General features: G+C 65.2%; 25 protein-coding genes and 1 pseudogene. 16 read left to right on the forward strand and 10 right to left on the reverse strand.

Annotated features, from left to right (window positions below; all coding sequences use genetic code 11):
* Positions 1–143 precede the first annotated feature (143 nt).
* The 4 genes from phaC (IX761_RS12115) (at position 144) to IX761_RS12130 (ending at position 5,108) form a co-directional block, all read left to right on the forward strand.
* On the forward strand, positions 144–1,823 hold the full coding sequence (gene phaC / locus IX761_RS12115) for a class II poly(R)-hydroxyalkanoic acid synthase (protein ID WP_194789823.1): 1,680 nt from the start codon (positions 144–146) through the stop codon (positions 1,821–1,823).
* 64 nt (positions 1,824–1,887) lie between these two features.
* The gene (gene phaZ / locus IX761_RS12120) at positions 1,888–2,739 is read left to right on the forward strand and encodes a poly(3-hydroxyalkanoate) depolymerase (protein WP_194789824.1); all 852 of its coding nucleotides are present in this window, start codon (positions 1,888–1,890) and stop codon (positions 2,737–2,739) included.
* A gap of 66 nt (positions 2,740–2,805) precedes the next feature.
* Positions 2,806–4,488: a class II poly(R)-hydroxyalkanoic acid synthase gene (gene phaC / locus IX761_RS12125; RefSeq protein WP_194789825.1), complete on the forward strand. Its 1,683-nt coding sequence runs from the start codon at positions 2,806–2,808 to the stop codon at positions 4,486–4,488.
* A gap of 5 nt (positions 4,489–4,493) precedes the next feature.
* On the forward strand, positions 4,494–5,108 hold the full coding sequence (locus tag IX761_RS12130; RefSeq protein ID WP_194789826.1) for a TetR/AcrR family transcriptional regulator: 615 nt from the start codon (positions 4,494–4,496) through the stop codon (positions 5,106–5,108).
* A 151-nt stretch (positions 5,109–5,259) separates the two neighbouring features.
* Here IX761_RS12130 and IX761_RS12135 read toward each other — a convergent pair whose 3' ends face one another.
* From IX761_RS12135 to IX761_RS12145, 3 genes are all read right to left on the reverse strand, one after another.
* Positions 5,260–5,991, reverse strand: a complete 732-nt coding sequence (locus IX761_RS12135; protein WP_194789827.1) for a phasin family protein — start codon at positions 5,989–5,991, stop codon at positions 5,260–5,262.
* A 10-nt stretch (positions 5,992–6,001) separates the two neighbouring features.
* Positions 6,002–6,418 carry a phasin family protein gene (locus IX761_RS12140; RefSeq protein ID WP_194789828.1) on the reverse strand — a complete coding sequence of 139 codons (417 nt, stop codon included), beginning with the start codon at positions 6,416–6,418 and terminating at the stop codon, positions 6,002–6,004.
* A 184-nt stretch (positions 6,419–6,602) separates the two neighbouring features.
* Positions 6,603–6,878: a polyhydroxyalkanoic acid system family protein gene (locus tag IX761_RS12145; RefSeq protein WP_194789829.1), complete on the reverse strand. Its 276-nt coding sequence runs from the start codon at positions 6,876–6,878 to the stop codon at positions 6,603–6,605.
* 125 nt (positions 6,879–7,003) lie between these two features.
* On the opposite strand from IX761_RS12145, the gene ubiE reads away from it, so the two are divergent.
* The 12 genes and pseudogenes from ubiE (at position 7,004) to IX761_RS12200 (ending at position 17,380) form a co-directional block, all read left to right on the forward strand.
* A complete protein-coding gene (ubiE, locus tag IX761_RS12150) occupies positions 7,004–7,774 on the forward strand; it encodes a bifunctional demethylmenaquinone methyltransferase/2-methoxy-6-polyprenyl-1,4-benzoquinol methylase UbiE (protein ID WP_194789830.1) in 771 nt (256 codons plus the stop codon).
* Positions 7,774–8,400, forward strand: a complete 627-nt coding sequence (locus tag IX761_RS12155; RefSeq protein ID WP_194789831.1) for a ubiquinone biosynthesis accessory factor UbiJ — start codon at positions 7,774–7,776, stop codon at positions 8,398–8,400. Before ubiE ends, IX761_RS12155 begins: the two co-directional genes overlap by 1 nt.
* On the forward strand, positions 8,397–10,010 hold the full coding sequence (gene ubiB, locus IX761_RS12160; RefSeq protein WP_194789832.1) for a ubiquinone biosynthesis regulatory protein kinase UbiB: 1,614 nt from the start codon (positions 8,397–8,399) through the stop codon (positions 10,008–10,010). Before IX761_RS12155 ends, ubiB begins: the two co-directional genes overlap by 4 nt.
* A 74-nt stretch (positions 10,011–10,084) precedes the next feature.
* The gene (gene hisI, locus IX761_RS12165; RefSeq protein WP_194789833.1) at positions 10,085–10,477 is read left to right on the forward strand and encodes a phosphoribosyl-AMP cyclohydrolase; all 393 of its coding nucleotides are present in this window, start codon (positions 10,085–10,087) and stop codon (positions 10,475–10,477) included.
* Positions 10,478–10,479: 2 nt separating this feature from the next.
* Positions 10,480–10,815, forward strand: coding sequence for a phosphoribosyl-ATP diphosphatase (locus tag IX761_RS12170; protein ID WP_194789834.1), 336 nt, complete (start codon positions 10,480–10,482; stop codon positions 10,813–10,815).
* Positions 10,816–10,964: 149 nt separating this feature from the next.
* Complete coding sequence (locus IX761_RS12175) at positions 10,965–11,237, forward strand: twin-arginine translocase TatA/TatE family subunit (RefSeq protein WP_194789835.1); 273 nt, start codon at positions 10,965–10,967, stop codon at positions 11,235–11,237.
* Between the two features lie 3 nt (positions 11,238–11,240).
* Positions 11,241–11,615: a Sec-independent protein translocase protein TatB gene (gene tatB, locus IX761_RS12180; protein ID WP_194789836.1), complete on the forward strand. Its 375-nt coding sequence runs from the start codon at positions 11,241–11,243 to the stop codon at positions 11,613–11,615.
* Positions 11,612–12,403 (forward strand): twin-arginine translocase subunit TatC, encoded by a 792-nt coding sequence (gene tatC, locus IX761_RS12185; RefSeq protein ID WP_194789837.1) that lies wholly within the window; start codon positions 11,612–11,614, stop codon positions 12,401–12,403. Before tatB ends, tatC begins: the two co-directional genes overlap by 4 nt.
* Complete coding sequence (locus IX761_RS12190; RefSeq protein WP_194789838.1) at positions 12,400–13,107, forward strand: 16S rRNA (uracil(1498)-N(3))-methyltransferase; 708 nt, start codon at positions 12,400–12,402, stop codon at positions 13,105–13,107. Before tatC ends, IX761_RS12190 begins: the two co-directional genes overlap by 4 nt.
* A gap of 99 nt (positions 13,108–13,206) precedes the next feature.
* A pseudogene (locus IX761_RS27580) lies at positions 13,207–14,268 on the forward strand (methyl-accepting chemotaxis protein); the annotation flags it as partial.
* Positions 14,269–14,409: 141 nt separating this feature from the next.
* Positions 14,410–15,123 (forward strand): methyl-accepting chemotaxis protein, encoded by a 714-nt coding sequence (locus IX761_RS27585; RefSeq protein WP_416366776.1) that lies wholly within the window; start codon positions 14,410–14,412, stop codon positions 15,121–15,123.
* 304 nt (positions 15,124–15,427) lie between these two features.
* Positions 15,428–17,380, forward strand: a complete 1,953-nt coding sequence (locus IX761_RS12200) for a methyl-accepting chemotaxis protein (protein ID WP_194789840.1) — start codon at positions 15,428–15,430, stop codon at positions 17,378–17,380.
* Between the two features lie 175 nt (positions 17,381–17,555).
* Here IX761_RS12200 and IX761_RS12205 read toward each other — a convergent pair whose 3' ends face one another.
* From IX761_RS12205 to pip, 7 genes are all read right to left on the reverse strand, one after another.
* Positions 17,556–18,290, reverse strand: a complete 735-nt coding sequence (locus IX761_RS12205) for an amino acid ABC transporter ATP-binding protein (RefSeq protein ID WP_194789848.1) — start codon at positions 18,288–18,290, stop codon at positions 17,556–17,558.
* Positions 18,283–19,245 carry an amino acid ABC transporter permease gene (locus tag IX761_RS12210; RefSeq protein WP_194789841.1) on the reverse strand — a complete coding sequence of 321 codons (963 nt, stop codon included), beginning with the start codon at positions 19,243–19,245 and terminating at the stop codon, positions 18,283–18,285. The genes IX761_RS12205 and IX761_RS12210 overlap by 8 nt, the downstream gene beginning before the upstream one ends.
* A 233-nt stretch (positions 19,246–19,478) precedes the next feature.
* Positions 19,479–20,276, reverse strand: coding sequence for a transporter substrate-binding domain-containing protein (locus tag IX761_RS12215; protein ID WP_194789849.1), 798 nt, complete (start codon positions 20,274–20,276; stop codon positions 19,479–19,481).
* A gap of 224 nt (positions 20,277–20,500) precedes the next feature.
* On the reverse strand, positions 20,501–23,068 hold the full coding sequence (gene mdoH / locus IX761_RS12220; protein WP_194789842.1) for a glucans biosynthesis glucosyltransferase MdoH: 2,568 nt from the start codon (positions 23,066–23,068) through the stop codon (positions 20,501–20,503).
* Positions 23,061–24,740, reverse strand: coding sequence for a glucan biosynthesis protein G (locus IX761_RS12225; protein ID WP_194789850.1), 1,680 nt, complete (start codon positions 24,738–24,740; stop codon positions 23,061–23,063). Before IX761_RS12225 ends, mdoH begins: the two co-directional genes overlap by 8 nt.
* Positions 24,741–25,060: 320 nt before the next feature.
* The gene (dtd, locus tag IX761_RS12230) at positions 25,061–25,498 is read right to left on the reverse strand and encodes a D-aminoacyl-tRNA deacylase (RefSeq protein ID WP_194789843.1); all 438 of its coding nucleotides are present in this window, start codon (positions 25,496–25,498) and stop codon (positions 25,061–25,063) included.
* Positions 25,495–26,466: a prolyl aminopeptidase gene (pip, locus tag IX761_RS12235; protein ID WP_194789844.1), complete on the reverse strand. Its 972-nt coding sequence runs from the start codon at positions 26,464–26,466 to the stop codon at positions 25,495–25,497. The genes dtd and pip overlap by 4 nt, the downstream gene beginning before the upstream one ends.
* Between the last annotated feature and the right edge of the window lie 106 nt (positions 26,467–26,572).

Genomic DNA, 26,572 nt, shown 5'->3' on the forward strand with positions numbered 1-26,572 from the left:
CTTCACACGCAGAAACCCCCGCAGCTCATCACCGACACGCATCCGGTCGCAGCACCGCTGTTCCTTATCACTGGTCACCCGAGTAGCAGTACCGGGCTGTCACAGCACACCGGTACTCGTCTCAGGACAACGGAGCGTCGTAGATGAGTAACAAGAACAACGATGAGTTGCAGCGGCAGGCCTCGGAGAACACCCTGGGGCTGAACCCGGTCATCGGCATTCGTCGCAAAGACCTGCTGACCTCGGCGCGTACGGTATTGCGCCAGGCCATTCGCCAGCCCCTGCACAGTGCCAAGCACGTGGCGCATTTCGGGCTGGAGCTGAAGAACGTATTGCTGGGCAAGTCGGGCCTGCAGCCGGAGAGCGACGACCGTCGCTTCGCCGACCCGGCATGGAACAACAACCCCCTGTACCGCCGTTACCTGCAAACCTACCTGGCCTGGCGCAAGGAGCTGAACGACTGGATCGGCGAGAGCGACTTGTCGCCCCAGGACATCAGCCGCGGCCAGTTCGTCATCAACCTGATGACCGAGGCCATGGCGCCCACCAACACCCTGTCCAACCCAGCCGCGGTCAAGCGCTTCTTCGAGACCGGCGGCAAGAGCCTGCTCGATGGCTTGTCCAACCTGGCCAAGGACATGGTCAACAACGGCGGCATGCCCAGCCAGGTGAACATGGCCGCCTTCGAGGTGGGCAAGAACCTGGGCACCAGCGAAGGCGCGGTGGTGTACCGCAACGATGTGCTGGAGCTGATCCAGTACAAACCCATCACCGAGCAGGTGCACAGCCGCCCGCTGCTGGTGGTGCCGCCGCAGATCAACAAGTTCTACGTGTTCGACCTGAGCCCGGAGAAAAGCCTGGCGCGCTTCTGCCTGCGCTCGCAGCAGCAGACCTTCATCATCAGCTGGCGCAACCCGACCAAGGCCCAGCGCGAGTGGGGCCTGTCCACCTATATCGACGCGCTCAAGGAAGCGGTCGACGCAGTGCTGGCAATTACCGGCAGCAAAGACCTGAATATGCTCGGCGCCTGCTCCGGCGGCATCACCTGCACCGCGCTGGTGGGCCACTATGCGGCGCTGGGCGAGAAAAAGGTCAACGCCCTCACGCTGCTGGTCAGCGTGCTCGACACCACGGTCGACACCCAGGTAGCGCTGTTCGTCGACGAACAAACGCTGGAAGCCGCCAAGCGCCACTCCTACCAGTCCGGGGTGCTCGAAGGCAGCGACATGGCCAAGGTGTTCGCCTGGATGCGCCCCAACGACCTGATCTGGAACTACTGGGTGAACAACTACCTGCTCGGCAACGAGCCGCCGGTGTTCGACATCCTGTTCTGGAACAACGACACCACGCGCCTGCCGGCCGCCTTCCACGGCGACCTGATCGAGATGTTCAAGAACAACCCGCTGATCCGCTCCAACGCGCTCGAAGTGTGCGGCACCGCCATCGACCTCAAGCAGGTCGACTGCGACATCTACAGCGTCGCCGGCACCGCCGACCACATCACCCCGTGGCAGTCGTGCTACCGCTCGGCACACCTGTTCGGCGGCAAGATCGAGTTCGTGCTGTCCAACAGCGGCCATATCCAGAGCATCCTCAACCCGCCCGGCAACCCCAAGGCGCGCTTCATGACCGGCGAGGACCGCCCGGACGAGCCGCTGGCCTGGCAGGAGAACGCGGTCAAGCACGCCGACTCCTGGTGGCTGCACTGGCAGACCTGGCTGGGCGAGCGTGCGGGAGCTCTGAAAAAGGCCCCGACGCGCCTGGGCAACCGCGCCTATGCCGCCGGCGAGGCAGCGCCTGGCACCTATGTCCACGAACGCTGAGTGAAGCCGCGGTGACTGGCCGGTTGGCCGGTCGCCGCGCCCTTTCCACCACAGAGTCACGCGCATGCCGCAACCGTATATCTTCAGGACCGTCGAGCTGGACAACCAGTCCATCCGCACGGCGGTCCGCCCGGGCAAGCCGCACCTGACGCCGTTGCTGATCTTCAACGGCATCGGCGCCAACCTCGAACTGGTGTTCCCGTTCATCGAGGCGCTGGACCCGGACCTGGAAGTGATCGCCTTCGACGTGCCCGGGGTCGGCGGCTCGTCGACGCCGCGCCACCCCTACCGCTTCCCCGGCCTGGCCAAGTTGACCGCACGGATGCTCGACTACCTCGACTACGGCCAGGTCAATGCCATCGGTGTGTCCTGGGGCGGGGCGCTGGCCCAGCAGTTCGCCCACGATTACCCCGAGCGCTGCAAGAAGCTGGTGCTGGCCGCCACCGCCGCCGGCGCGGTGATGGTGCCGGGCAAGCCCAAGGTGCTGTGGCTGATGGCCAGCCCGCGGCGTTACATCCAGCCCTCCCACGTGATCCGCATCGCCCCGATGATCTACGGCGGCGGCTTTCGCCGCGACCCGGACCTGGCGCTGCACCACGCCTCGAAGGTGCGCTCCGGCGGCAAGGTGGGCTACTACTGGCAGCTGTTCGCCGGGCTCGGCTGGACCAGCATCCACTGGCTGCACAAGATCCAGCAACCGACCCTGGTGCTGGCCGGCGACGACGACCCGCTGATCCCCCTGGTCAACATGCGCCTGCTGGCCTGGCGGATTCCCAATGCCCAGCTACACATAATCGACGATGGCCACCTGTTCCTGATCACCCGGGCCGAGGCCGTCGCCCCGATCATCATGAAATTCCTCCAGCAAGAGCGCCAGCGCGCGGTCATGCACCCCCGGCCCGCCTCAGGCGGCTGATACCGGGCCGGCGCATGGAGTACGTGCCGGCCTGCCCTTGCTGTGTTCTGACGATGGAGTGTTGGCATGAAAGACAAACCGGCACCAGGGACGCCACCGGTCCCCGCCACCAGCATGAACGTGCGCAACGCCATCACCGGCCTGCGCGGCCGCGACCTGATCTCGACCCTGCGGCATGTCGGTCGCCATGGCTTGCGCCACCCGCTGCATACCGCCAAGCACCTGCTGGAGCTGGGCGGCACCCTGGGCCGGGTGATGCTCGGCGACACCCCCTATCAACCACACCCGCGCGACAGCCGCTTCAGTGACCCGACCTGGAGCCAGAACCCCTTCTACCGTCGCGGCCTGCAAGCCTACCTGGCCTGGCAGAAGCAGACCCGCCTGTGGGTCGAGGAAAGCTCGCTGTCGCAGGATGACCGCGCCCGCGCGCAGTTCCTGTTCAACCTGATCAACGACGCCATCGCCCCCAGCAACTCGCTGCTCAACCCCCTGGCGGTCAAGGAGCTGCTCAATACCGGCGGCCAGAGCCTGCTGCGGGGGGCAAGCCACCTGCTGGACGATCTGCGCCACAACGACGGGCTACCCCGCCAGGTGGACGAGCGCGCCTTCGAAGTCGGTGGCAACCTGGCCGCCACGCCTGGCGCGGTAGTGTTTCGCAACGAGCTGCTGGAGCTGATCCAGTACAAGCCCATGAGCGAAAAGCAGTACGCCCGCCCGTTGCTGGTGGTGCCACCGCAGATCAACAAGTTCTATATCTTCGACCTCAGCCCGACCAACAGCTTCGTCCAGTACATGCTCAAGCACGGCTTGCCGGTGTTCATGGTCAGCTGGCGCAACCCTGACCCGCGCCACCGCGAGTGGGGCCTGTCGAGCTACGTGCAGGCCCTCGAGGAAGCCCTCAACGCTTGCCGCAGCATCAGCGGCAGCCGTGACCCCAACCTGATGGGCGCCTGCGCCGGCGGGCTGACCATGGCCGCCCTGCAGGGCCACCTGAAAGCCAAGAACCAGCTGCGCAAGGTGCGCAGCGCCACCTACCTGGTGAGCTTGCTGGACAGCCAGTTCGACAGCCCGGCCAGCCTGTTCGCCGACGAGCAGACCATCGAGGCGGCCAAGCGCCGCTCGTACCAGCGCGGCGTGCTCGACGGCGGCGAAGTGGCGCGGATCTTCGCCTGGATGCGGCCCAACGACCTGATCTGGAACTACTGGGTCAACAACTACCTGATGGGCAAGACCCCACCCGCCTTCGACATCCTCTACTGGAACGCCGACAACACCCGCCTGCCGGCAGCCCTGCACGGCGACCTGCTGGACTTCTTCAAGCACAACCCGCTACCCCACGCCGACGGGCTGGAGGTGTGCGGCACCCCTATCGACCTCAAGCAGGTCGACCTGGACAGCTTCACCGTGGCCGGCAGCAACGACCACATCACCCCGTGGGACGCGGTGTACCGTTCGGCGCTGCTGCTCGGTGGCGATCGGCGCTTCGTGCTGTCGCACAGCGGGCATATCCAGAGCATCATCAACCCGCCCGGCAACCCCAAGGCCTACTACCTGGAAAACCCCAAGCTGTCCGGCGACCCGCGCGCCTGGTTCTACGATGCCGAACGCCGCGACGGCAGCTGGTGGCCGCAGTGGCTGGAGTGGATCGGCCAGCGCTCCGGCGCGCTCAAGGCACCGCGCAACGAGCTGGGTAACGCCACCTATCCACCACTGGGCCCCGCGCCAGGCACCTACGTACTGGCACGTTGACCCGAATGAAGACCCGCGACCGCATCCTCGAATGCGCCCTGCAGCTGTTCAACCGCCAAGGCGAACCCAACGTCTCGACCCTGGAGATCGCCAACGAACTGGGGATCAGCCCGGGCAACCTGTACTACCACTTCCACGGCAAGGAGCCGTTGGTGATCGGCCTGTTCGAGCGTTTCGAAGAACAACTGATGCCACTGCTCGACCCGCCGCTGGACGTGCGCCTGGACGCCGAGGACTACTGGCTGTTCCTGCACCTGATCGTCGAGCGCATGGCCCAGTACCGCTTCCTGTTCCAGGACCTGTCCAACCTCACCGGGCGCCTGCCCAAGCTGGCGCGCGGCATGCGCAGCCTGATCAACGCGCTCAAGCGCACCCTCGCCGCACTGTTGGCCAGCCTCAAGGGCCAGGGCCTGGTGACCAGCGAAACGCAAGCATTGGGGCAGTTGGTGGAGCAGATCGCCCTGACCCTGATCTGCTCGCTGGACTACCAGCGGGTGATTGGCCGTGAGGGGGATGTAGGGGTGGTGGTGTACCAGGTGATGATGCTGGTGGCGCCGCACTTGCAGGCCCCGGCGCGCACGGCGGCGGAGCAGTTGGCGATGAAGTATCTGGAGGGTTAAGCCTGCAACCATTGCGTTGAAGCATTCGCGGGCAAGTCGCATCGGCGCACCGCCGCTCCCACAGGTGCGGCGCTGAGCTTGGATTCAGCGCCGCACCTGTGGGAGCGGCGGTGCGCCGATGCGACTTGCCCGCGAAAAAGGCGACGCGGTATCAGGCCTGGGCGGCCGCGTTCACCGGTGCCGACGGGGTGGCGCTGGCCGGGGCCGCGCTGGGTGCCGGTGCGGCGGTGGCGGCGGGTGCCGCTGCTGCCGGTTTGGCCGCCGCAGGCTTGGCCGGGGCCGCTTTCTTCACGGCAGGCTTTTTCACCGCTGCCGGTTTGGCCGCAGGCTTGGCGGCAGCCGGTTTGGCCGCTGCGGTTTTAGCCGCAGGCTTGGCAGCCGGTTTCGCCGCGGCGGTCTTGGCGGCCGGTTTGGCGGCAGCCTTGGCCAGGGGTTTGGCGGCGGTCTTGCTGGCGGTAGCCTTGGAGATCGGGGTCACCGAAGCGCCGGTGAGTTTCTCGATCTGCTTAGTCAGCGTGTCGACCTGCTGGTGCAAGGCCTTGATCTCGTTGCGGCTGGGCACGCCCAGGCGCGAGATGGCGCTGTTCAGGCGCTTGTCGAAGGCTTCCTCGAGTTCGCTCCACTTGCCCAGTGCACGCTCCTTGACGTCCGATACCCGCGAGGTGGTGGCGGATTTGGCCGTATCGGCCGCCGAGTCGACGCTTTTCTTCGCCTGCTTCTCGGCTTTTTCGCCATCCTTCACCAACGAGTCGAACAGCTTGGGACCATCCTGGTCGATCTTGGAGTAGATACCCAGGCCCGCCAGCCAGATCTTGCGCGAGTACTTCTCGACTCCGCCGATCCAGGAGCTGCCTTCTTTCTCGGTGTTCTTCTTGCCAGCCATCCTGCTCTCCTTATGGTTTGTGCGCGACGCGCTCGAGCAGCTCGTGCAGCTGTTCAAGCTTGATGGACAACGCCTCAACGTCATGTTTAGACGGAATGCCGAGGCGATTCAAGGCGCGACCGACGCGCGCGTCGAAGGCTTTCTCGATCTTGTCCAGCTGGACCTCGACCTTGCCGCGCACGCGGGTCACTTCGCGGCCGGCCTCGTCGAGCTGCTGGTTGGCGGCATCGAGCTCTTTGTCGATGCGTTTCTTGCCGCGTTTCTCGACGCCTTCGCCGGCCTTGACCAGCTCCTTGAAGTAGTCGGAACCTTCCTGGCCGACGCGGGCGTAGGCGCCGATGCCTGCCAGCCAGATCTTGCGCGCGTAGCCGCGCACTTCGCCCAGGGTGCCCTGGGCGTCGTCCTGCTTGAGATTCACTTTGGCCATGCTCTGTACCTCATGCTCATTCGGGGAGGGAGGATGGGCCCAGGGTGGTAGGGCTTGAGCGTGAAGGTAGGCGGAAAAATTAGAATCCTCACCCTAAGGTGGGCATTGCTCCTGTGGGAGCTGCGGTTTCCCGCTGCGACCTGCCAGCGATCGAGGGCAAAGCCCTCGCCCACCGATCATCGGGTCACACCAAGGCTTTATCCAGCGCCCGCTCGATCTCGCCCTTGATGGTGCCGCTCATCATCGACAGCATCATGCCCAGCTTGAGCTCGACGCGGATGCTGTCCTCACCGATGTGCACGCTGCCATTGGCGCCGCTGCGGGTCACGTCGACGCGGTCACCGTTCCAGCTGGCCTTGAGGTCGTACTCGCGGCTGAGCTTGTCCACCAACGCTTCGGCCTTGGCACGGGCGGCATCACGGCCGAGGGAGTGTTTGCGTTCGACGCTGATCTGGGTCATGCGGGTGTTCCTGGATGTGAAGACAATGGCCGCATTATGCCCCCGCCCGCCCGGCGACACACCCTGCCAAGACAAAACCGCCCGCAGCCCATAGAATGGCGGTAATTTTTTTCTGGTGAAGCGAAATGACCGACCAGCGCAAAGGCGACCACGCCGAACCCACCACCCACTTCGGCTACCAGGACGTGCCCGAGAGCCAGAAGGCGAAGAAAGTCGCCGAGGTGTTCCACTCCGTCGCCGCCAAGTACGACCTGATGAACGACGTGCTGTCCGGCGGCATGCACCGCCTGTGGAAGCGCTTCACCATCGAGCTGTCGGGTGTGCGCAGTGGCAACCGGGTGCTGGATATCGCCGGCGGCACTGGTGACCTGGCGGCCAAGTTCTCGCGCCTGGTGGGCCCCACCGGCCAGGTGGTGCTGGCCGATATCAACGACTCGATGCTCAAGGTCGGCCGCGACCGCCTGCTCGATCGGGGTGTATCGGGCAATATCGAGTTCGTCCAGGCCGACGCCGAGAAGCTGCCGTTCCCGGACAACCACTTCGACTGCGTGACCATCGCCTTCGGCCTGCGCAACGTGACCCACAAGGATGAAGCCATCCGCTCGATGCTGCGGGTGCTCAAGCCAGGCGGTCGCCTGCTGGTGCTGGAATTCTCCAAACCCACCAACAAACTGATGGCCAAGGCCTACGACGCCTATTCGTTCGCCTTCATGCCACTGGCCGGCAAGCTGATCACCAACGACTCCGAAAGCTACCGTTACCTCGCCGAGTCGATCCGCATGCACCCCGACCAGGAAACCCTGAAAAGCATGATGGTCGAGGCCGGTTTCGACCGCGTCACCTACCACAACATGACCAGCGGTATCGTCGCCGTGCACCGGGGAATCAAGCCCTGATGCTGCTCGCCGGCCTTCTCGCCAGCGTCGAGCACGGCCTCAACCGTGTCCTGCGCCTGGACAGCACGGCGTTGCCGCGCCTGGCCGCGCTGGAGGGCAAGGTGGTCGAGATCGACTGCGTGCAGCCGGCCCTCAAGCTGTTCGTGCTGCCCGACGAAGAAGGCCTGATGCTGGCCGCCCACTGGGAGGGCGAGGTCGACTGCACCCTGCGCGCCCCCGCCGGGCGCCTGGCGCAGCTGGCCTTGGCCAAGGACAAGACCGCCGTGCTGCACAGCCCGCAGGTCGAACTGCATGGCGACAGCGCCGTGTTGCTCGACCTGTTCGGCGTGCTGCAAGACCTGCAACTGGACTGGGAATACGAGCTGCAACGCTGGCTGGGCCCGGTGCCCACCGCGCTGCTCGCTGGCCACGTGCGCCTGCGCGCGCGCTGGACCCAACAGGGCCTGGCCCGTTTCAGCCAGAACCTGTCCGAATACCTCGCCGAAGAGTCCCGCACCCTGGTCGGCAAACGCGAAGCCGAGGCCGCCTTCAGCGAGCTCGATGCGTTGAAAATCGACATTGAACGCCTCGAGGCGCGCCTGCGCCGCCTCGCCGCCCACTTTCCTGATACCAGCGATAACGCATGAAGCTGCTCGCCGTCCGCCGTCTGTTGCGCATCCAGCGCGTCGTGATCCGCTACCGCCTCGATGACCTGCTGTTCGAACAACCCCTGCTGCCCTGGTGGCTGGCCAGCCTGCGCCTGCTGATGCCGTGGCGCTGGCTGCCGCGCAAGCCGCTGGAGCTCAGCCGTGGCGCGCGCCTGCGCCTGGCGTTGCAGGACCTGGGGCCGATCTTCATCAAGTTCGGCCAGCTGCTGTCGACCCGCCGCGACCTGCTGCCCACCGACATCGCCGATGAGCTGATGCTGCTGCAGGACCGGGTGCCGCCGTTCGACCCGCAGCACGCCGTGGCGCTGATCGAAGAACAGCTCGGGGCCAAGGTCGGCGAGGTGTTCAGCCGTTTCGACGTCGAACCGCTGGCCTCCGCCTCGGTCGCCCAGGTACACGCCGCACGCCTGAAAAGCGGCGAGGAAGTGGTGGTCAAGGTGGTGCGCCCGGGCCTGAAACCGGTGATCGCCCAAGACCTCGCCTGGCTGTTCCTGATCGCCAAGGCCGCCGAGCGCGCCTCGGCCGATGCCCGTCGCCTGCACCCGGTGGAAATCGTCGGCGACTACGAAAAGACCATCTACGACGAGCTCGACCTGCTGCGCGAGGCGGCCAACGCCAGCCAGCTGCGGCGCAACTTCGAAGGCTCGGAGCTGATGTACGTGCCCCAGGTGTACTGGGACTTGTGCCGGCCCAAGGTGCTGGTGATGGAGCGCATCTACGGCGTGCCGGTCACCGACATGGCGACCCTGGCCGACCAGCGCACCGACATGAAGATGCTCGCCGAGCGCGGCGTCGAGGTGTTCTTCACCCAGGTGTTCCGCGACAGCTTCTTCCACGCCGACATGCACCCCGGCAACATCTTCGTCAGCACGGTCAAGCCGTGGAGCCCGCAGTACATCGCCATCGACTGCGGCATCGTCGGCAGCCTCACCGCCGAGGATCAGGACTACCTGGCGCGCAACCTGATCGCCTTCTTCAAGCGCGACTACCGCCGCGTCGCCCAGCTGCACATCGATTCGGGCTGGGTGCCGGCGCAGACCAAGGTCAACGAGTTCGAAGCGGCGATCCGCACCGTGTGCGAGCCGATCTTCGAAAAACCGCTCAAGGACATCTCTTTCGGCCAGGTGCTGATGCGCCTGTTCCAGACCGCCCGGCGCTTCAACATGGAAGTCCAGCCGCAGCTGGTGCTGCTGCAGAAGACCCTGCTCAACATCGAAGGCCTGGGCCGCCAGCTGTACCCCGACCTGGACCTGTGGAGCACCGCCAAGCCGTTCCTCGAACGCTGGATGCGCGAGCGCATGAGCCCCAAAGCAGTAATCGGCAACCTGTACAGCCAGGCCGAGCAATTGCCGCACCTGGCCGACATGACCCGCGACCTGCTCGAACGCCTGTCGCAGCCGCACCTGCACGACCCGCAGCTGCCCGAGCGCCGGCGCCAGGGCGACAACTGGGCGCTGCGCCTGCTCGGTGCCGGCCTGCTGGCGGGCGGTGCTACCCTGGCCGCCGGTGCCGTCAGCCTGAGCGCCCCGGCCGCCTGGCCGGCCTGGCTGATGCTGGCCGCCGGGCTGTACCTGATCGTGCGCCGATAGCCAGCCACGCGGCTGGCTGGCACACTAGCGCAACAGGGGCCCGGTACGGGAGCGGGCCTGGTTTGGAGTCGACGATGAAAGACTGGCTGGACGAGATCAAGTGGAACAGCGATGGCCTGGTACCGGCGATCGCCCAGGACCACAAGACCGGGCGCGTGCTGATGATGGCCTGGATGAACCGTGAATCCCTGCTGCTCACCGCCACCGAGCAGCGCGCCATCTACTGGTCGCGCTCGCGCGGCAAGCTGTGGCGCAAGGGCGAAGAGTCGGGCCATGTGCAGAAGCTGCATGAAATGCGCCTGGACTGCGACGCCGACGTGATCATCCTGATGGTCGAGCAACTGGGCCATATCGCCTGTCATACCGGCCGTGAAAGCTGCTTCTACCGCGTCTATGAAAACGGCCAGTGGAACATCGTCGATCCGGTCCTGAAGGACCCGGACGCCATCTACAGCGCAGGACACTGAACATGAGCGATACGCTGAACCGCCTCGCCGAGGTGCTGGAAGAACGCAAGCAGGCCGCCCCCGACAGCAGCTATGTGGCCAGCCTGTATCACAAGGGCCTGAACAAGATCCTCGAAAAGCTCGGCGAAGAGTCGATCGAGACCATCATCGCCGCCAAGGATGCCGCCAGCAGCAAGGATTACAGCGATGTCATCTATGAAACCGCCGACCTGTGGTTCCATAGCCTGGTGATGCTCAGCGCGCTGGGCCAGCACCCGCAGGCGGTGCTCGATGAGCTGGAGCGCCGGTTCGGGCTGTCCGGGCATGATGAGAAGGCGGCGCGTCAGCCGTCTGCCTGATGGATTGCCGGGGGCGCTGTGCGCCCCTTTCGCGACGCAAGGCCGCTCCTACAGCGGCCTCGTCGCAAGCTTTGTAGGAGCGGCCTTGTGTCGCGAAAGGGCTGCAAAGCAGCCCCAGAAAGCCGACCGATATTTTTCAGGAGTACAAAATGGGCATTTTTGACTGGAAACACTGGATCGTCCTGCTGGTCGTCGTGGTACTGGTGTTCGGCACCAAGAAGCTGAAGAACCTCGGCAGCGACCTGGGCGAGTCGATCAAGGGCTTTCGCAAGGCCATGAACGAAGAAGAGAACAAACCAACCGACCAGACCCCGCCGCCCGCCCAGCCCGTGCCACCGGTACAGAACACCGCGCAGCAGGCCCAGGGCCACACCATCGAGGGCCAGGCGCAGCCGGTCCAAGAGCCGCAGCGGAAAGACTGACCCATGTTCGGCATCAGTTTCAGCGAGCTGCTGCTCGTCGGCCTGGTCGCCCTGCTGGTGCTCGGCCCCGAGCGCCTGCCGGGTGCCGCGCGCACCGCAGGCCTGTGGATCGGCCGGCTCAAGCGCAGCTTCAATGCGATCAAGATGGAGGTCGAGCGCGAGATCGGCGCCGACGACATCCGCCGCCAGCTGCACAACGAGCACATCCTGCAGATGGAACAGGAAGCCAAGCGCATCCTCAATCCGCTGACACCGCCCGCGCAGCCGCCGGCCCCTGCGCCTGGCACTGAAACGCCCGCCGCACCTGTCGCCGCAGCGCCCGAACAGCCTGGCGCAGCGAGCCCTACCGAGCCGCCACAACCGCCGCGAGCCCCATGAGCGAGAATCCGGAAACCGACCAGCCAATGCCGCTGGTTTCACACCTGACCGAACTGCGCACGCGCCTGCTGCGCTGCGTCGCCGCCATCTTCCTGATCTTCGCCGGGCTGTTCTCCTTCGCCCAGCAGATCTACACCCTGGTGTCGGCGCCCTTGCGCGCGCACTTGCCGGCCAATGCGACGATGATCGCCACCGACGTGGCCTCGCCGTTCCTCACGCCGTTCAAGCTGACCATGATCGTTTCGCTGTTCCTGGCGATCCCGTTCATCCTCCAGCAGATCTGGGGTTTCATCGCGCCGGGGCTGTACCGCCACGAAAAGCGCATTGCCATCCCATTGCTGGTGTCGAGCATCTTCCTGTTCTACGCCGGCATGGCCTTCGCCTACTTCCTGGTATTCCCGCTGATCTTCGGTTTCTTCGCCAGCGCCACCCCCGAGGGCGTGTCGATGATGACCGACATCGCCAGCTACCTCGATTTCGTCATGACCCTGTTCTTCGCCTTCGGCGTGGCGTTCGAAATCCCAGTGGCCGTGGTGCTGCTGGTGTGGATCGGCGTGGTCGACGTGCAGTACCTGAAGAAGATCCGCCCGTACGTGATCATCGGCTGCTTCGTGGTCGGCATGGTGCTGACGCCACCGGACATCTTCTCCCAGACCTTGCTGGCCGTACCCATGTGGATGCTGTTCGAGGTCGGGGTGCTGTGCGGCAGCCTGATCCGCAAGCGCAGCCATGAGCCCGACGAAGCCAGCAAAGACCACAACGACCAGCCGCCTGCGACCCAACCGTGAACCTGTTGCTCCTCGAAGAGGCCGACTTCGTGTCGGCCGACCGCGTCATCCTCGCCGACCGCCGTTTCACCCACATGCAGGAGATCCACGGCGTGGCGGTGGGCGACAGCCTGCGCGTCGGGCGTATCAACGGCTTGATGGGCAAGGCCGAAGTCATTCGCCTCGAAGGCCATGAGGCCGAATTGCGCGTCGCCTTCGACCATCAGCCCCCGGCCAAGCTGCCACTCACCCTGGTGCTGGCCGTACCCCGGCCGAAAATGCTCCGCCGGCTGTTCCAGACCATCGCCACGATGGGCGTGCCACGGCTGATCCTGGTCAACAGCTACAAGGTCGAGAAGAGCTTCTGGCAAACACCGTTCCTCAACCCCGAAACGATCCGCGAGAACCTGATCCTGGGCCTTGAGCAGGCCCGCGACACGGTGCTGCCGGAAATCATCATCGAGAAACGCTTCAAACCGTTCGTCGAAGACCGCCTGCCCGCGATCACCGCCGGCACCCTCGGCCTGGTCGGCCACCCCGGCCCCTACCCGGCCTGCCCCCGCGCGGTGGTAGGCGCGGTTACCCTGGCGATCGGCCCCGAAGGCGGCTGGATCCCGTACGAAGTCGACCTGTTGGCCAAGGCTGGCTTGGCTCCCGTGCAGCTGGGTGATCGCATCTTGCGGGTCGAAACAGCTGTCACCGCCCTGCTTTCGCGAATTTTCTGACAAGCTGGTCAAGTTTTTACCATCAAGTTTCCCCACCCCGCGCCGATGGCCTGTGCAACAGAACAATAATCCGCACTGCCACGCGCCGGGGAGTCGTCCATGTACCGTTGGTTTGCCCAGTCACTGGGAAATGTAAGCGTCAATCGCAAGCTGGGGATCGGCTTCGGCCTCGTGCTGCTGCTCACCCTGGGCATCACCTTCACCGGCTGGTCCGGGATCAGCAACGTCACCGCGCGCGGTGACAAGCTGGGCAATATCTCGGTGATCTTCCAGTACACCCAGGACCTGCGCCTGGCCCGCCAGCAATACGAACGCAACCGCGACGACGCGGCGGTGGCCGGCCTGGAGAAGGCCCTGGCCACGCTGGAGCGCCAGGTCCAGCTGATGCTGGGCCAGATCGAGCAGGCCGCCGATCGTCAGCGCCTGAACCAGCAACTGGAGGCCGTGCGCCAATACCAGCAAGCCTTCAACGAACTCAAGCAGGCCGGCCAGCGTCGCGAAGCCAGCCGCGGCATGCTGGGTGACAGCGCCGACAAGGCCGCCGCGCTGGTCGACAAGGTTCAGCAACGCCTGTTGCAGGCGGGCGACATCAACCAGTACCAGCAAGCCGTGGAGGCCAGCGCCCTGTTGCAACAGGCACGCTTCCAGGTGCGCGGCTACACCTACAGCGGCAAGGCCGAGTTCCAGCAGACCGCACTCAACGCCATCGACCAGTCGCTGGCCGTGATCAAGGCGCTGCCTGCCAAGTTGCCGGCTGAATTCGCCGCCAGCCTGGACGACGCCGCCACCGCCCTGGCCGGCTACCGCGACGCGGTGAACCAGTTTGGCACTGCCCAGGCGGCCAGCGAGCAAGCCTTGCAGCGCATGGCCGCCCAAGGCCAGGTCCTGCTCGACGCCAGCCAGGCGATGAGCGTGTCGCAAACCGCGGTCCGTGACCAGGGCACCCAGCAGGCCAAGACCCTGCTCGGGGGCGCTACCGCCCTGGCCCTCGTACTGGGCGTGCTCGCCGCCTTCGCCATCACCCGGCAGATCATCGTGCCCCTGCGCCAGACCCTGAACGCCGCCGAGCGCGTGGCCAGTGGCGACCTGAGCCAGGACCTGCAGGTCGAGCGGCGCGACGAACTGGGCCAGTTGCAGGCCAGCATGCAGCGCATGACCCTGAGCCTGCGCCAGCTGATCAGCGGCATCGGCGACGGTGTCACGCAGATTGCCAGCGCCGCCGAGGAGCTCTCGGCGGTGACCGAACAGACCAGCGCCGGGGTGAACAACCAGAAGGTCGAGACCGACCAGGTGGCCACCGCCATGAACGAAATGGCCGCCACCGTGCAGGAAGTGGCGCGCAACGCCGAGCAGGCTTCCGAAGCGGCCCTGGTGGCCGACCAGCAGGCCCGCGAAGGCGACAAGGTGGTCGGCGAGGCGATCACCCAGATCGAACGCCTGGCCCGCGAGGTGGTGAACTCCAGCGAAGCGATGAACCAGCTCAAGGCCGAGAGCGACAAGATCGGCAGCGTGCTCGACGTGATCAAGTCGGTGGCGCAACAGACCAACCTGCTGGCCCTCAACGCCGCCATCGAGGCTGCCCGCGCCGGCGAGGCCGGGCGTGGTTTCGCCGTGGTCGCCGACGAGGTGCGCAGCCTGGCCCAGCGCACCCAGCAATCGACCGAAGAGATCGAAGAGCTGATCGCCGGCCTGCAGAGCGGCACCCAGCGCGTGGCCAGCGTGATGGATAGCAGCCGCGGCCTCACCGACAGCAGCGTCGAGCTGACCCGCCGTGCCGGTGGCTCGCTGGAAACCATCACCCGTACCGTGTCGTCGATCCAGGCGATGAACCAGCAGATCGCCACCGCCGCCGAGCAACAGAGCGCGGTGGCCGAGGAGATCAACCGCAGCGTCATGAACGTGCGCGACATCTCCGACCAGACCTCCGCCGCCAGCGAAGAAACGGCCAGCTCCAGCGTCGAACTGGCGCGCCTGGGCACCCACCTGCAAGGGTTGGTGGGCAAGTTCAGGCTGTAACTTGCCAGTTAAGCGATTTGGGCCGCTTTGCGGCCCTTTCGCCGGCAAGCCGGCTCCCACAGGACCCGCGCATATCACCCGCTTCGCGCGATCCCTGTGGGAGCTGGCTTGCCAGCGATAGGGCTGCGTAGCAGCCCCCTGAGAGGTATCAACCCGGCCCCTGCCTGCGGGCCGGGAATCTTCTTAGCCTTCCGCCGGAAATTTCCTACCGCATTCACAGGTCCAGTCTTACCCCCCTCCGGCCGATGAGCAGGGTGTTCACGCCTCGCTTACCGCCAGGTGTCTCAACGACCGGAGACTCATCATGCTCGGACCTTTCAACCGCATGCTCGGCCACCTCAGCGTGCGCCTCAAGCTGGCCATCGGCTTCGCCGTGGTCCTGCTGCTCACCCTGCTCACCACCCTGACCGGCTGGCTCGCCCTGGGCGATGCCATCGAGCGTTCGCAAAAGCTCACCCAGATCGCCCAGCTCAACGACTACAGCAAGGACCTGCGCGCCGAGCGCATCACCTTCCGCGTGCTGGACGACGACCAGAGCCGCGCCCAGCTGGCCGACACCCTCAAGCAACTCGAAGGGCTGGTCGACAGCATGCGCCCGCGCTACCTGTCGCCGGAAAACGTGCGCCTGATCAGTGAGAAGCGCGATATCGTCGGCCGCTACCGGGCCGACTTCGAAAAGCTGCAGCACAGTGTCGTCAGCCGTCGCCAGCAGCGCCAAGCCCTGCAAGCGCAGGAGAGCGAACTGGATACCCGCATCGATGCCCTGCAAGGGCAGCTGGTCACGCGCCTGAGCCAACTCGGCCAGCCAGCGGTCCAGGGCCAGGCCCTGAACCTCGTCGACACGCTCGGCCGGCATGTCGAGGTCGCCCATCAGCGCGCCAGCATCCCCGCTTATTTCAGCGACCCGCTGCAAGCCTTCGAAAGCGTCGGGCAAACGCCCATGGACGCGGCCGAGGCCACACTCGGGCAACTGCGTGAGGTGCTCCAGCGCCTGGGCCAGGATGACACCCTGCTGGCCCCGGTCGCCGCGGGCATGGACCGCTACCGCCAGCTGCTGCGCCAGTATGCCCAGGCGTCGATTGCCGTGGAGTTGCTGCAGAACGACATGGAACAACTGGGCAACCAGGTCACCGTCAGCAGCCGTGAACTCAGCGATAACCAGGTGGCCCAGCGTGACGAGCAGGCGCTGGCCGCCCGCAGCCTGATGACCAGTGTCGCGCTGCTCGCGCTGTTGATCGGCGGCCTGGCCGCCTGGTTGATCAGCCAGCAGATCACCGCGCCACTGAGACAAACCCTGGAACAGGCCGAACGCATCGCCAGCGGCGACCTGAGCCAGATTGACGCCGTGGATCGTCGCGACGAGCTGGGGCAGCTGCAAGGCAGCATGCGCGCCATGGCCTTGAGCCTGCGTGAGCTGCTAGGCGGTATCGATCGTGGCGTCGGCCAGCTGTCACAGGCCGTCGACGAACTGGCGACGGTCAGCGAGCAGACGCAACAGCGGGTTGGCCAGCAAAAGGAAGAGACCGATCAGGTGGCCACGGCCATGAACCAGATGAGCGCGACGGTGCAGGAGGTGGCGCAGAACGCCGAACAGGCCTCCCAGGCCGCGACCACCGCTGACCATCAAGCGCAATTGGGCGACCAGGTGGTGGCCGAGGCCATCGGCCGTATCGAGCAGCTGGCCGGGCAGATGGAGCATTGCCAGGCGGCCATGGGTCACCTGGCCAGTGAAAGCCAGCGCATCGGTTCGATCCTCGACGTGATCAAGTCGGTGTCCGAACAGACCAACCTGCTGGCGCTCAACGCCGCCATCGAGGCGGCCCGTGCCGGTGAAGCCGGGCGTGGCTTCGCGGTGGTGGCCGACGAAGTGCGCGGCCTGGCCCAGCGCACCCAACAGTCGACCGAGGAGATCGAGCAGCTGATTGGCAACCTGCACAGCGGCACCGACCAGGTCATCGCCCTGCTCGACGACAGCAAGCGCCTCACCGGCCAGAGCGTCGAGCTCAGCCGCAAGGCCGGCGAGGCACTGGGGCAGATCACCGCGACGGTGTCGACCATCCAGGGCATGAACCAGCAGATCGCCACGGCCAGCGAGCAGCAGAGCGTGGTCGCCGAGCAGATCAACCGTAGCGTGATGAATGTGCGTGATGTGTCGGACCAGACCAGTGCGGCCAGTGAACAGACAGCGGCATCCAGCAACGAGCTGGGCAAGCTGGGGCGGGAGTTGCGCGGGATGGTGGGGCGGTTCAGCCTTTAGCCTTGTGGCCTGTCGCAGCTTGCACCGCCATCTGTAGGAGCGGCCTTGTGTCGCGAAAGGGCCGCAAAGCGGCCCCGGCGATCGATATTGCTACTTAAAAGGCTGGGGCTGCTTCGCAGCCCTTTCGCGACACAAGGCCGCTCCTACAGGTTTCGCGTAAGCCTTCAGGCTGCGGCTACAACACCTGGCGCAGGAACGCCTGGGCCCGCGGATCCTTCGGCGCGTCGAAGAACTGCCCGGGCGGCGAATCTTCCAGCAGCTTGCCGTGGTCGAAGAACAGCACCCGGTCCGCCACTTCCCGGGCAAAGCCCATCTCGTGGGTCACGCAGACCATGGTCATGCCCTCTTGCGCGAGGGTCTTCATCACGTCCAGCACCTCGCCGACCATTTCCGGGTCGAGCGCCGAGGTGGGCTCGTCGAACAGCATCACCTTGGGCTCCATCGCCAGTGCCCGGGCAATCGCCACCCGCTGCTGCTGACCGCCGGACAGGCGCGAAGGGTACTCGTTGGCCTTCTGCGCGATCCCGACCTTCTCCAGCAACGCCCGCGCCTTGGCCTCACGCTCGGCCTTGCCGCGCTTGCGCACCACCTTCTGCGCCAGGCACAGGTTTTCCAGCACGGTCATGTGCGGGAACAGGTTGAAGTGCTGGAACACCATGCCGACTTCGCGGCGGTAGGCGTTGATGTCGGTCTTGGGGTCGGCCAGTTGCAGCCCGTCGATGGCCACATGGCCCTGGTCAAAATGCTCCAGGCCGTTGAGGCAACGCAGGAAGGTCGACTTGCCCGAACCCGAGGGGCCCAGCACCACCACCACTTCGCCCTTGGCGACCTGGGTGGTGACGTTGTCCACCGCTCGCACCACCATGCCGCGGGTGTCGAAGACTTTCAAAAGATCACGGACTTCAATCACTTTGCGCAAGCCTCCGCTCGAGCCGGCTGGCGATATGCGACAGCGGCAGGTTGATCAGCAGGTACAGGCCTGCCACGCAGAACCAGATCTCGAAGGTCGAGAACGAGGTGGTGATGGCTTCGCGGCCGCTCTTGGTCAGCTCGGTGATGGCGATCACCGACACCAGCGAGGTGTCCTTGACCAGGCTGATGAACTGCCCGGCCAAGGGCGGCAGCACGCGCTTGAACGCCTGTGGCAGGATCACGTGGCGCATCGACTGGGCGCCGTTCAAGCCCAGCGAGCGCGCCGCCTCGTTCTGCCCCTTGGCGATCGACTGCACGCCGGCGCGGACGATCTCGGCCACGTAGGCGCCGGTGAACAGCGCCAGCGCTGCGACGCCGGCAAACTCGCGGCTCAGGTTGAGCACGGTGCCGATGAAGAAGTAGAAGATGAAGATCTGCACCAGCAGCGGCGTGCCGCGCACCAGTTCGACGTAGACGGTGGACAGGTCGCGCAGCGTGGGGTTGCTGGACAGCCGGCACAGGCCGGCAAACAAGCCGATCACCAGGCCCAGGGCACCGGAGACCACCGACAGCCACAACGTGGTCCACAACCCCCAGGCCAGGGGGCCGGCAGCCCAGTGGCGGGTCACGCCGATGGCATCGCCTTCGGCGACGTCGTCACCACGGGCCAGCAGCATGCTGTCCTTGGCCACTTCGACGACCTGGGTGTCGCCGCTTTCGTCTTTGAGGGTGACCCGGGCGTTGTCGCCGGACACCACGATTTCCTCGACCGTGCCTGGGTTGGCGGCACGCTGGGTTTCCTCGGCCTTGTAGGCGAAGTATTGCGGAACGCGGTTCCAGCGCCACTCATAGGAAATCATCGAGGTGGCCATGTACAGGCTGAACGCCAGGCCCACCAGGACCAGCGCGGTCAGCCCATGCCAGGGCCACTGGGCTTTCTTGTGTTTGATCACGTGGGGTACTTCCGTAAATGCGAAACGCGCAGGGTGGAGCTTCGTGGTAGCCGGCCAGATCCTCTGCGCCTGGTCCGGCCCTATCGCTGGCAAGCCAGCTCCCACAGGTACTGCGAAGTCTGTGGGAGCTGGCTTGCCAGCGATAGGGCCGGCCGGGACAGCGAGCAACTCGACCAACCACCCTCAGCGCCACCTGCGCGTCGGGGTCAAAGCCTGGGCTTGTGGCCTGGGCCTTATTCCATTTCCTTCAGCCAGTCCTTGCTCTTGAACCACTTGTCGTGGATTCGATCGTAGGTGCCGTCATGCTTGATCTGGTGCAGGAAGTTGTTGATGAAGTTGATGCTGTCGTAGTCGCCTTTCTTCAGGCCGAAGGCCAGCGGCTCGTAGGTGAAGGGCTCTTCCAGGAAAACCAGCTTGCCAGCGCCGGCCTTCTCCACCGCCACCACGTTGTAGGGGGCGTCGTAGACGAAGGCGTCGGCCTTGCCGTTGACCACGTCCATCACCGCTTCCTGCTCGTTGTCGTAGCCGTGGTACTTGGCCTTGGCGATCAGCTTCTTGGAGACCATCTCGCCGGTGGTGCCGAGCTTGGAGGTGATGCGGTACTTCTCGTTGTTCAGGTCTTTGTACGACTTGATCTCGCCCGCCAGCTCCTTGCGGATCAGCAGGGTCTGGCCAACCACGATGAAGGGTTCGCTGAAGTTCAGGCGCAGGTTGCGTTCCTGGGTGAGGGTCATGCCGCTGCCGATGAAGTCGAACTTGTCGGTGAGCAGGGCCGGGATGATGCCGTCATAGGCGGTGGAGACAGTCTCCAGCTTGACGCCCATGGACTTGGCCATGGCCTTGAGGATGTCGACTTCGAAGCCGATGATCTCGCCGCGCTTGTTGGTCATCTCGAACGGCATGTAGGTCGGGTCCATGCCCACCCGCAAGGTGCCGCGCTTGACCGCGTCGTCGATGGCGCCGGCCTGGGCGGCGGTTACCGCGATGAGGGCGGTGGCACCGACCAGCAGCCGCGACAGGTATTTCTTCATCATCACCAAGTCCCCTAGCAAGAAGTACGCAAATTTTTTTTGTAGGCACGGCCTGACAGACCGATGCGTAATGTCGGGTGGGATGCTAACGCATGCGGGGGGCTGGGACCTAGAGCCGGGGGGGACTTTGTTGGCCAAAATCGGCCTAAAAGCATCGCGGGGCAAGCCCGCTCCCACAGGGTAAGTGTGGGAGCGGGCTTGCCCCGCGATGGTGCTACAGCGAATCAAGCCAGAACCGGCTGCGCCTGGTTCTCCGGATGCAACGGCAGCAGCGGCGAGTGCGGGTCGTTGTCGATCGACGCACGCCACACATCGATCCACGCCGCGTTGTGCTCGGCCCAGACCCGCTCGTGCAGGCGCGACAGCGCCACCGGGTCACTCAGCAGGGCCAGGCGGGTATTGCCGTCCAGGCCTTTGGGGCCCACTTCCAGCGCCTTGGCCACGCGCTCGTCACGCAGGCTTTCGATCGCCTTGGACTGCCCGTGGCGCGCGGTGGCCATGGCACAGGCCAGGGCGTTCTGGCGCGGGTCGACCACGGCGCGGACGAAGCCGTCGTGCAGCGCGTGCCAGCGGTTTTCGTGGGTGTACTGGTCGGTGGCCAGCAGCTCCTGCGGCGTGGCGTACTCCTCGGGGATGAGGAACAGCTTCTCGTCCTTGGCCGCCAGGCCCAGGCGCGTGCGGCTGGAGATCACCGACACCGGGATCGACAGCAGCAGCGAGCCGACGATAGGCGCCAGCCACCACAGGAAGCTCGGGTTCAACCACGCCACCAAAGCGGCCCAGGCAAAGCCCAGCAGGGTCTGCGGGCCATGGCGACGCACCGCTTCGCTCCAGGGGGTGGAGTCGTCGTCACGCTGCGGCGAGTTCCAGGTCGCGGCCCAGCCGAGGAACGCGGCCAGCACGAAGCGGGTGTGGAAGATCATCCGCACCGGCGCCAGCAGCATGGAGAACAGCATCTCCATCAGCATCGACAGGGTGACCTTGATCCGCCCGCCAAACTCGGTGGCGCCCTTGGCCCAGATCAGGATGACGCTGAGCAGCTTGGGCAGGAACAGCAGCACGATGGTGGTGGAGAACAGCGCGATGGCTTTCTCCGGGTGCCACTGCGGCCACAGCGGATAGAGCTGGAACGGCTCGATGAAGTACTGCGGCTCCATCAGCGTGTTGGTCGCCAGCAGCGCGGTGGACAGTACCAGGAACAGGAACCACAGCGGCGCCGACAGGTAAGACATCACCCCGGTGAGGAACACCGCGCGGTGCACCGGGTGCATGCCCTTGACCAGGAACAGGCGGAAGTTCATCAGGTTGCCGTGGCACCAGCGACGGTCACGCTTGAGCTCGTCGAGCAGGTTGGGTGGCAGCTCTTCGTAACTGCCCGGCAGGTCGTAGGCGATCCACACACCCCAGCCGGCACGGCGCATCAGCGCGGCTTCGACGAAGTCGTGGGACAGGATGGCCCCGGCGAACGCGCCCTTGCCCGGCAACGGCGCCAGGGCGCAGTGCTCGATGAAGGGTTTCATGCGGATGATCGCGTTGTGGCCCCAGTAGTGCGACTCGCCCAGCTGCCAGAAGTGCAGGCCGGCGGTGAACAGCGGGCCGTACACGCGGGTGGCGAACTGCTGCATGCGCGCGTACAGGGTGTCCATGCCCGAGGCTTTCGGGCCGGTCTGGATGATGCCGGCGTCCGGGTTGGCCTCCATCAGGCGCACCAGGCTGCTCAGGCATTCGCCGCTCATGACGCTGTCGGCGTCGAGCACGACCATGTACTTGTACTCGCCACCCCAGCGACGGCAGAAGTCGTCGAGGTTGCCGCTCTTGCGCTTAACGCGGCGGCGGCGGCGGCGGTAGAAGATGCGGCCGAAGCCCTTGGCTTCGCGGCACACGTCCAGCCACGCCTGCTGTTCGGCGACGGCGATATCGGTGTCGTTGGTGTCGCTGAGCACGAAGAAGTCGAAACGGTCGAGGTTGCCGCTGGCGGCCACCGACTCGAAGGTGGCGCGCAGGCCGGCGAACACCCGTGGCACGTCTTCGTTGCAGATCGGCATCACCAGCGCGGTGCGCGCTTCGGTGGGGATCGGCTCGTTGCCGGCACTGCTGCCGGAGATACGGTACTTGTCACGCCCAGTGAGCAGCTCGAGGAAGCCCATCAATGCGGTCCAGAAGCCCGCCGACACCCAGCAGAACAGGATGCCGAAGAGGATCAGGATGGAGGTCTGCAGCGCATACGGCCACACCTGCACCACGGTGTCCCACAGCGGCTGGTGGATGACCTCGTCGAGGTCGACGAACGACCAGCCCTGGTACGGCAGGATGCCCTTCATGTACCAGCCGGCGACGATGGTCTGGCCGATCATCAGGGTCAGCAGGATATAGCGGCGGATCGAACCGACCGTGCGCCAGCGCGCCGGCGGCAGCTCGCGCTTGGGCGGCTGTGGGGCGTTGGTGCGGCCGGTCATGCGCCGCCACATGCGGATCAGTACGTTGGTGCGCCACGGTTCGGGCACAACCTTGGTGCGCTTGATCGGCGGGGCGATCTTCAGGCACAGGCGGCCGCTGCCATCGACGCCGAGCATCTCGGCCTCTTCCAGCTCGGCGGCACTGCCTACGGTGAGGCGGGAGCCCACCGAGGCCTGGGCGGCCTCGGCGTTGCCGGCGGCCGGGTTGGCCGCCAGGCGTTGGTGCAGCTCGCCGAACGAGGTGCAGCGCGCGAGTTCGGCGCGCTGCTCATCGCTCAGGGGGAGGTGGGCCAGGTATTCGCTCAGCGATTCTGGCCTTGCGCTTGAGTTACTCATCGGCAGGCAACTGATAGCTCCAGGTCTCGGTCAGCACTTTCTCGGTGGTGGCCGGGGTCCCGTTGGTGGATGCCGCGTCGGCGGCGGGTTGCTCGGCAGCCTGCTCGGCCTTGGCTTTTTCAGCCTTGGCGTGGGCATGCTTGGCCGCAGCCTTGTCCTGCTTGGTTTCCTTGGCCGGCTTGGGTTGCTCGACCGGCACGTCACGCAGCAGCGCGGCGCGCATTTCGGTGGACTTCTTCGGATCCTGCACTTTCAGCCGCAGGGTCAGGCGCCAGCCTTTGGTTTCCGGGTTGTAGCGCAGGTTGTTCTCGACCAGCTCGGCGTTGTCGCCGACGCTGACCTGGCTACGCACGGCGGTATCAGCCGGCAGGGCAGCCAGGTTCGAACCAACGAAGTCGACCAGGAAGGCGACGGTGCCATCGGCCTGGCGGATCAGGTTGGACTGCTTGACGTCACCGGTGGAACGCAGGGTCTGCTTGACCCAGCCCAGCTCTTGCGAGTGCAGCTGGTCTTCCTTGATGGTCCAGCGTAGGCGGTAGTCGTACTCGAACGGCTTGCCTGGCTCAGGCAGCTTTTCCGGGCTCCAGAACGCGACGATGTTGTCGTTGGTCTCGTCGGCGGTGGGGATTTCCACCAGGTCGACGGTACCCTTGCCCCAGTCGCCTTTCGGCTCGATCCAGGCGCTCGGGCGCTTTTCGTACTCGTCGTCGAGGTCTTCGTAGTCGCTGAAGGCGCGCTGGCGCTGCAGCAGGCCGAAGCCACGCGGGTTCTCGACGCTGAAGTTGCTCACGGCCAGGTGTTTCGGGTTGTTCAGCGGGCGCCACAGCCACTCGCCGTTGCCGGCGTGGATCGCCAGGCCTTCGGAGTCGTGCAGGGCCGGACGGTAGTTCATGACCTTGGACGGCTGGTTGGGGCCGAACAGGTACATGCTGGTCAGCGGGGCGATGCCCAGGCGGCTGACCTGGTCACGCAGGTAGACGCGCGACTTGACGTCGACCAGGGTGTCTTCGCCCGGGCGCAGGGTGAGCTTGTAGGCGCCGGTGGAGCGCGGCGAGTCAAGCAGCGCGTAGATCACCAGGTGCTTGTCGTTGGGCTTGGGCTTCTCGATCCAGAACTCGCGGAAGCGCGGGAACTCTTCACCCGACGGCAGCGCGGTGTCGATGGCCAGGCCACGGGCCGACAGGCCGTAGCGGTGGCCCTTGCCGACCACACGGAAGTAGCTGGCGCCAAGCAGGGTCATGATCTCGTCCTGCTTGTCGGCCTTGTTGATCGGGTACAGCACGCGGAAGCCGGCGTAGCCGAGGTTCTTGGTGGCATCGGCGTCGTGCGGCACGTCGCCGAACGCAAAGCGGCTTGGGTCGTACTTGATTTCTTCGACTTTGTTGGCGGTGATCTCGTTGATGGTCACCGGCGTGTCGAAGTGCATGCCCTGGTGGTAGAACGAGAGCTTGAACGGCGTCTTGTCCTTGGCCCACTCGGCCTTCTCTTGCAGGAATTGGATCTTCTGGTAGTCGGCGTACTTCATGTCGCGGAACACCGGCGGCAGGTTGCTCTTCGGTGCTTCGTACTTCTGACCGGCCAGATCCTTTGCCTTGGCTGCAACATCGTCCAGATTGAATGCCCACAGCTGGCCCGCGCTCATCAGGCCGACCAGCGCCACGCCGGCCAACATGGCCTTGCGCAGCCGGATACCGGGGGTTCTAGGTGCAATACAGGGGCTTACAATCACGAGCAATCCTCGCCGAAAACAGATCATGAAACCAACGGCCAGCGACCAATGCCGGGTTGGCGAGCACTGTTCGGACCCCGTGAGGGCGTAATGATTCCCCAAACGGATCCAGACAATGCTCGAGTCAAAGTGAAACGAACCTGCGAACGCAGGTTCATGCAGCGCGCGATTATCCAGCAGGTCGCGTTACAACGCATCAGGCTGGACCAACTATTTATCGTACAAAACCCCTTGTTTTTCGACAAACAAGGGGTTTTTTGACCTCATATTTGTAACATAAATGTTACCGGGCCATCATTGATTAGATGCACCTGCATGTCTGCACCAAAACGGCCACTGGCCACTGCCGTGTGCTGGCGCTGCGCCTGCTGCAAAAGATAGTCGAAAAGCTCGGCTCCAAGCGCCGGCGGTGCAGCCGTCGAGAAGCTCGGGCGCATGCCGTTGCGCGTGTCGGCAGCCAGGGTGAACTGCGATACCAGCAGCAGGCCACCGCCGACATCCTTCAACGAGCGGTTCATCTTGCCTTGCTCGTCGCTGAACACCCGGTAGTTGAGCAGTTTGTGCAACAGCTTGTCGGCATGTTCCGGGGTATCTTCAGGCTCCACGGCCACCAGCGCCAGCAAACCCTGGTCGATGGCGCCGACGATCTCGCCGGCGACTTCGACCCGCGCCCCACGCACGCGCTGGATCAAACCTTTCATGCTTCTTCCAGGGGCAGGTCGAGCAGGCGGCGGGCCATCTGGTCGGCGGCGCGCACCAGCGCGTCGGTGATGCCAGGTTCCGAGGCGGCGTGGCCGGCATCGCGGATCACCTTCAGCTCGCTGTTCGGCCAGGCCTGGTGCAGTTCCCAGGCGTTGTCCAGCGGGCAGATCACGTCATAGCGGCCATGCACGATCACCGCCGGCAGGTGGGCGATTTTCGGCAGGTCACGGATCAGCTGGTTTTCTTCAAGGAACGCATTGTTCATGAAGTAGTGGCATTCGATGCGGGCGATCGACAGTGCGCGCTGCGGCTCGGAGAAGCGATCGACCACCAGCGGGTTGGGACGCAGCGTGGCAGTACGGCCTTCCCAGGTCGACCAGGCCTTGGCGGCATGCATCTGGGCGATCTGGTCGTTGCCGGTCAGGCGCTTGTGGAAGGCCTTGACCAGGTCGCCGCGCTCTTCAGGCGGGATTGGCGCGATGTAGTCCTGCCAGTAGTCGGGGAACATCCGGCTGGCGCCTTCCTGGTAGAACCAGCTGATTTCCTGTGGGCGGCACAGGAAGATGCCGCGCAGGATCAGGCCGTGCACGCGCTCGGGGTGCGTCTGGGCGTAGGCCAGGGCCAGGGTCGAGCCCCAGGAGCCGCCGAACAGCACCCATTTGTCGATGCCTAGGTGCTCGCGGATGCGCTCGAGGTCTTCGACCAGGTGCCAGGTGGTGTTGTTCTCCAGGCTGGCGTGGGGCGTGGAGCGGCCACAACCGCGCTGGTCGAAGGTGATGATGCGGTAGAGGTTGGGGTCGAAGTAGCAGCGGCTCTGGGCATCGCAGCCAGCGCCCGGGCCGCCGTGGATGAACACCACCGGCAGACCTTCCGGCGAACCGCTCTCGTCGACATACAGCACATGCGGTGCTTCCACGGCCAGATCGTGCCGGGCGTAGGGTTTGATCTGCGGGTAGAGGGTCTGCATCGCGCACTCCGTGTGAGGAATTATTCTGCCGTGGGGCATCATAAACCTGAATTGCGCGAAGAGCATGTGTCCGTGTGAAACGTCGGGGTTTTGGGGGGGCTGGGGG

The sequence above is a fragment of the Pseudomonas sp. UFMG81 genome, assembly GCF_015354575.1.
In the GTDB taxonomy this organism is placed as follows: domain Bacteria; phylum Pseudomonadota; class Gammaproteobacteria; order Pseudomonadales; family Pseudomonadaceae; genus Aquipseudomonas.

Coding starts and splice junctions, on each gene's coding strand:
- phaC (WP_194789823.1), top strand. CDS start 144: ATGAGTAACAAGAACAACGATGAGTTGCAGCGGCAGGCCTCGGAGAAC.
- phaZ (WP_194789824.1), top strand. CDS start 1,888: ATGCCGCAACCGTATATCTTCAGGACCGTCGAGCTGGACAACCAGTCC.
- phaC (WP_194789825.1), top strand. CDS start 2,806: ATGAAAGACAAACCGGCACCAGGGACGCCACCGGTCCCCGCCACCAGC.
- IX761_RS12130 (WP_194789826.1), top strand. CDS start 4,494: ATGAAGACCCGCGACCGCATCCTCGAATGCGCCCTGCAGCTGTTCAAC.
- IX761_RS12135 (WP_194789827.1), bottom strand. CDS start 5,991: ATGGCTGGCAAGAAGAACACCGAGAAAGAAGGCAGCTCCTGGATCGGC.
- IX761_RS12140 (WP_194789828.1), bottom strand. CDS start 6,418: ATGGCCAAAGTGAATCTCAAGCAGGACGACGCCCAGGGCACCCTGGGC.
- IX761_RS12145 (WP_194789829.1), bottom strand. CDS start 6,878: ATGACCCAGATCAGCGTCGAACGCAAACACTCCCTCGGCCGTGATGCC.
- ubiE (WP_194789830.1), top strand. CDS start 7,004: ATGACCGACCAGCGCAAAGGCGACCACGCCGAACCCACCACCCACTTC.
- IX761_RS12155 (WP_194789831.1), top strand. CDS start 7,774: ATGCTGCTCGCCGGCCTTCTCGCCAGCGTCGAGCACGGCCTCAACCGT.
- ubiB (WP_194789832.1), top strand. CDS start 8,397: ATGAAGCTGCTCGCCGTCCGCCGTCTGTTGCGCATCCAGCGCGTCGTG.
- hisI (WP_194789833.1), top strand. CDS start 10,085: ATGAAAGACTGGCTGGACGAGATCAAGTGGAACAGCGATGGCCTGGTA.
- IX761_RS12170 (WP_194789834.1), top strand. CDS start 10,480: ATGAGCGATACGCTGAACCGCCTCGCCGAGGTGCTGGAAGAACGCAAG.
- IX761_RS12175 (WP_194789835.1), top strand. CDS start 10,965: ATGGGCATTTTTGACTGGAAACACTGGATCGTCCTGCTGGTCGTCGTG.
- tatB (WP_194789836.1), top strand. CDS start 11,241: ATGTTCGGCATCAGTTTCAGCGAGCTGCTGCTCGTCGGCCTGGTCGCC.
- tatC (WP_194789837.1), top strand. CDS start 11,612: ATGAGCGAGAATCCGGAAACCGACCAGCCAATGCCGCTGGTTTCACAC.
- IX761_RS27585 (WP_416366776.1), top strand. CDS start 14,410: ATGAACGAAATGGCCGCCACCGTGCAGGAAGTGGCGCGCAACGCCGAG.
- IX761_RS12200 (WP_194789840.1), top strand. CDS start 15,428: ATGCTCGGACCTTTCAACCGCATGCTCGGCCACCTCAGCGTGCGCCTC.
- IX761_RS12215 (WP_194789849.1), bottom strand. CDS start 20,276: ATGAAGAAATACCTGTCGCGGCTGCTGGTCGGTGCCACCGCCCTCATC.
- mdoH (WP_194789842.1), bottom strand. CDS start 23,068: ATGAGTAACTCAAGCGCAAGGCCAGAATCGCTGAGCGAATACCTGGCC.
- IX761_RS12225 (WP_194789850.1), bottom strand. CDS start 24,740: ATGTTGGCCGGCGTGGCGCTGGTCGGCCTGATGAGCGCGGGCCAGCTG.
- dtd (WP_194789843.1), bottom strand. CDS start 25,498: ATGAAAGGTTTGATCCAGCGCGTGCGTGGGGCGCGGGTCGAAGTCGCC.
- pip (WP_194789844.1), bottom strand. CDS start 26,466: ATGCAGACCCTCTACCCGCAGATCAAACCCTACGCCCGGCACGATCTG.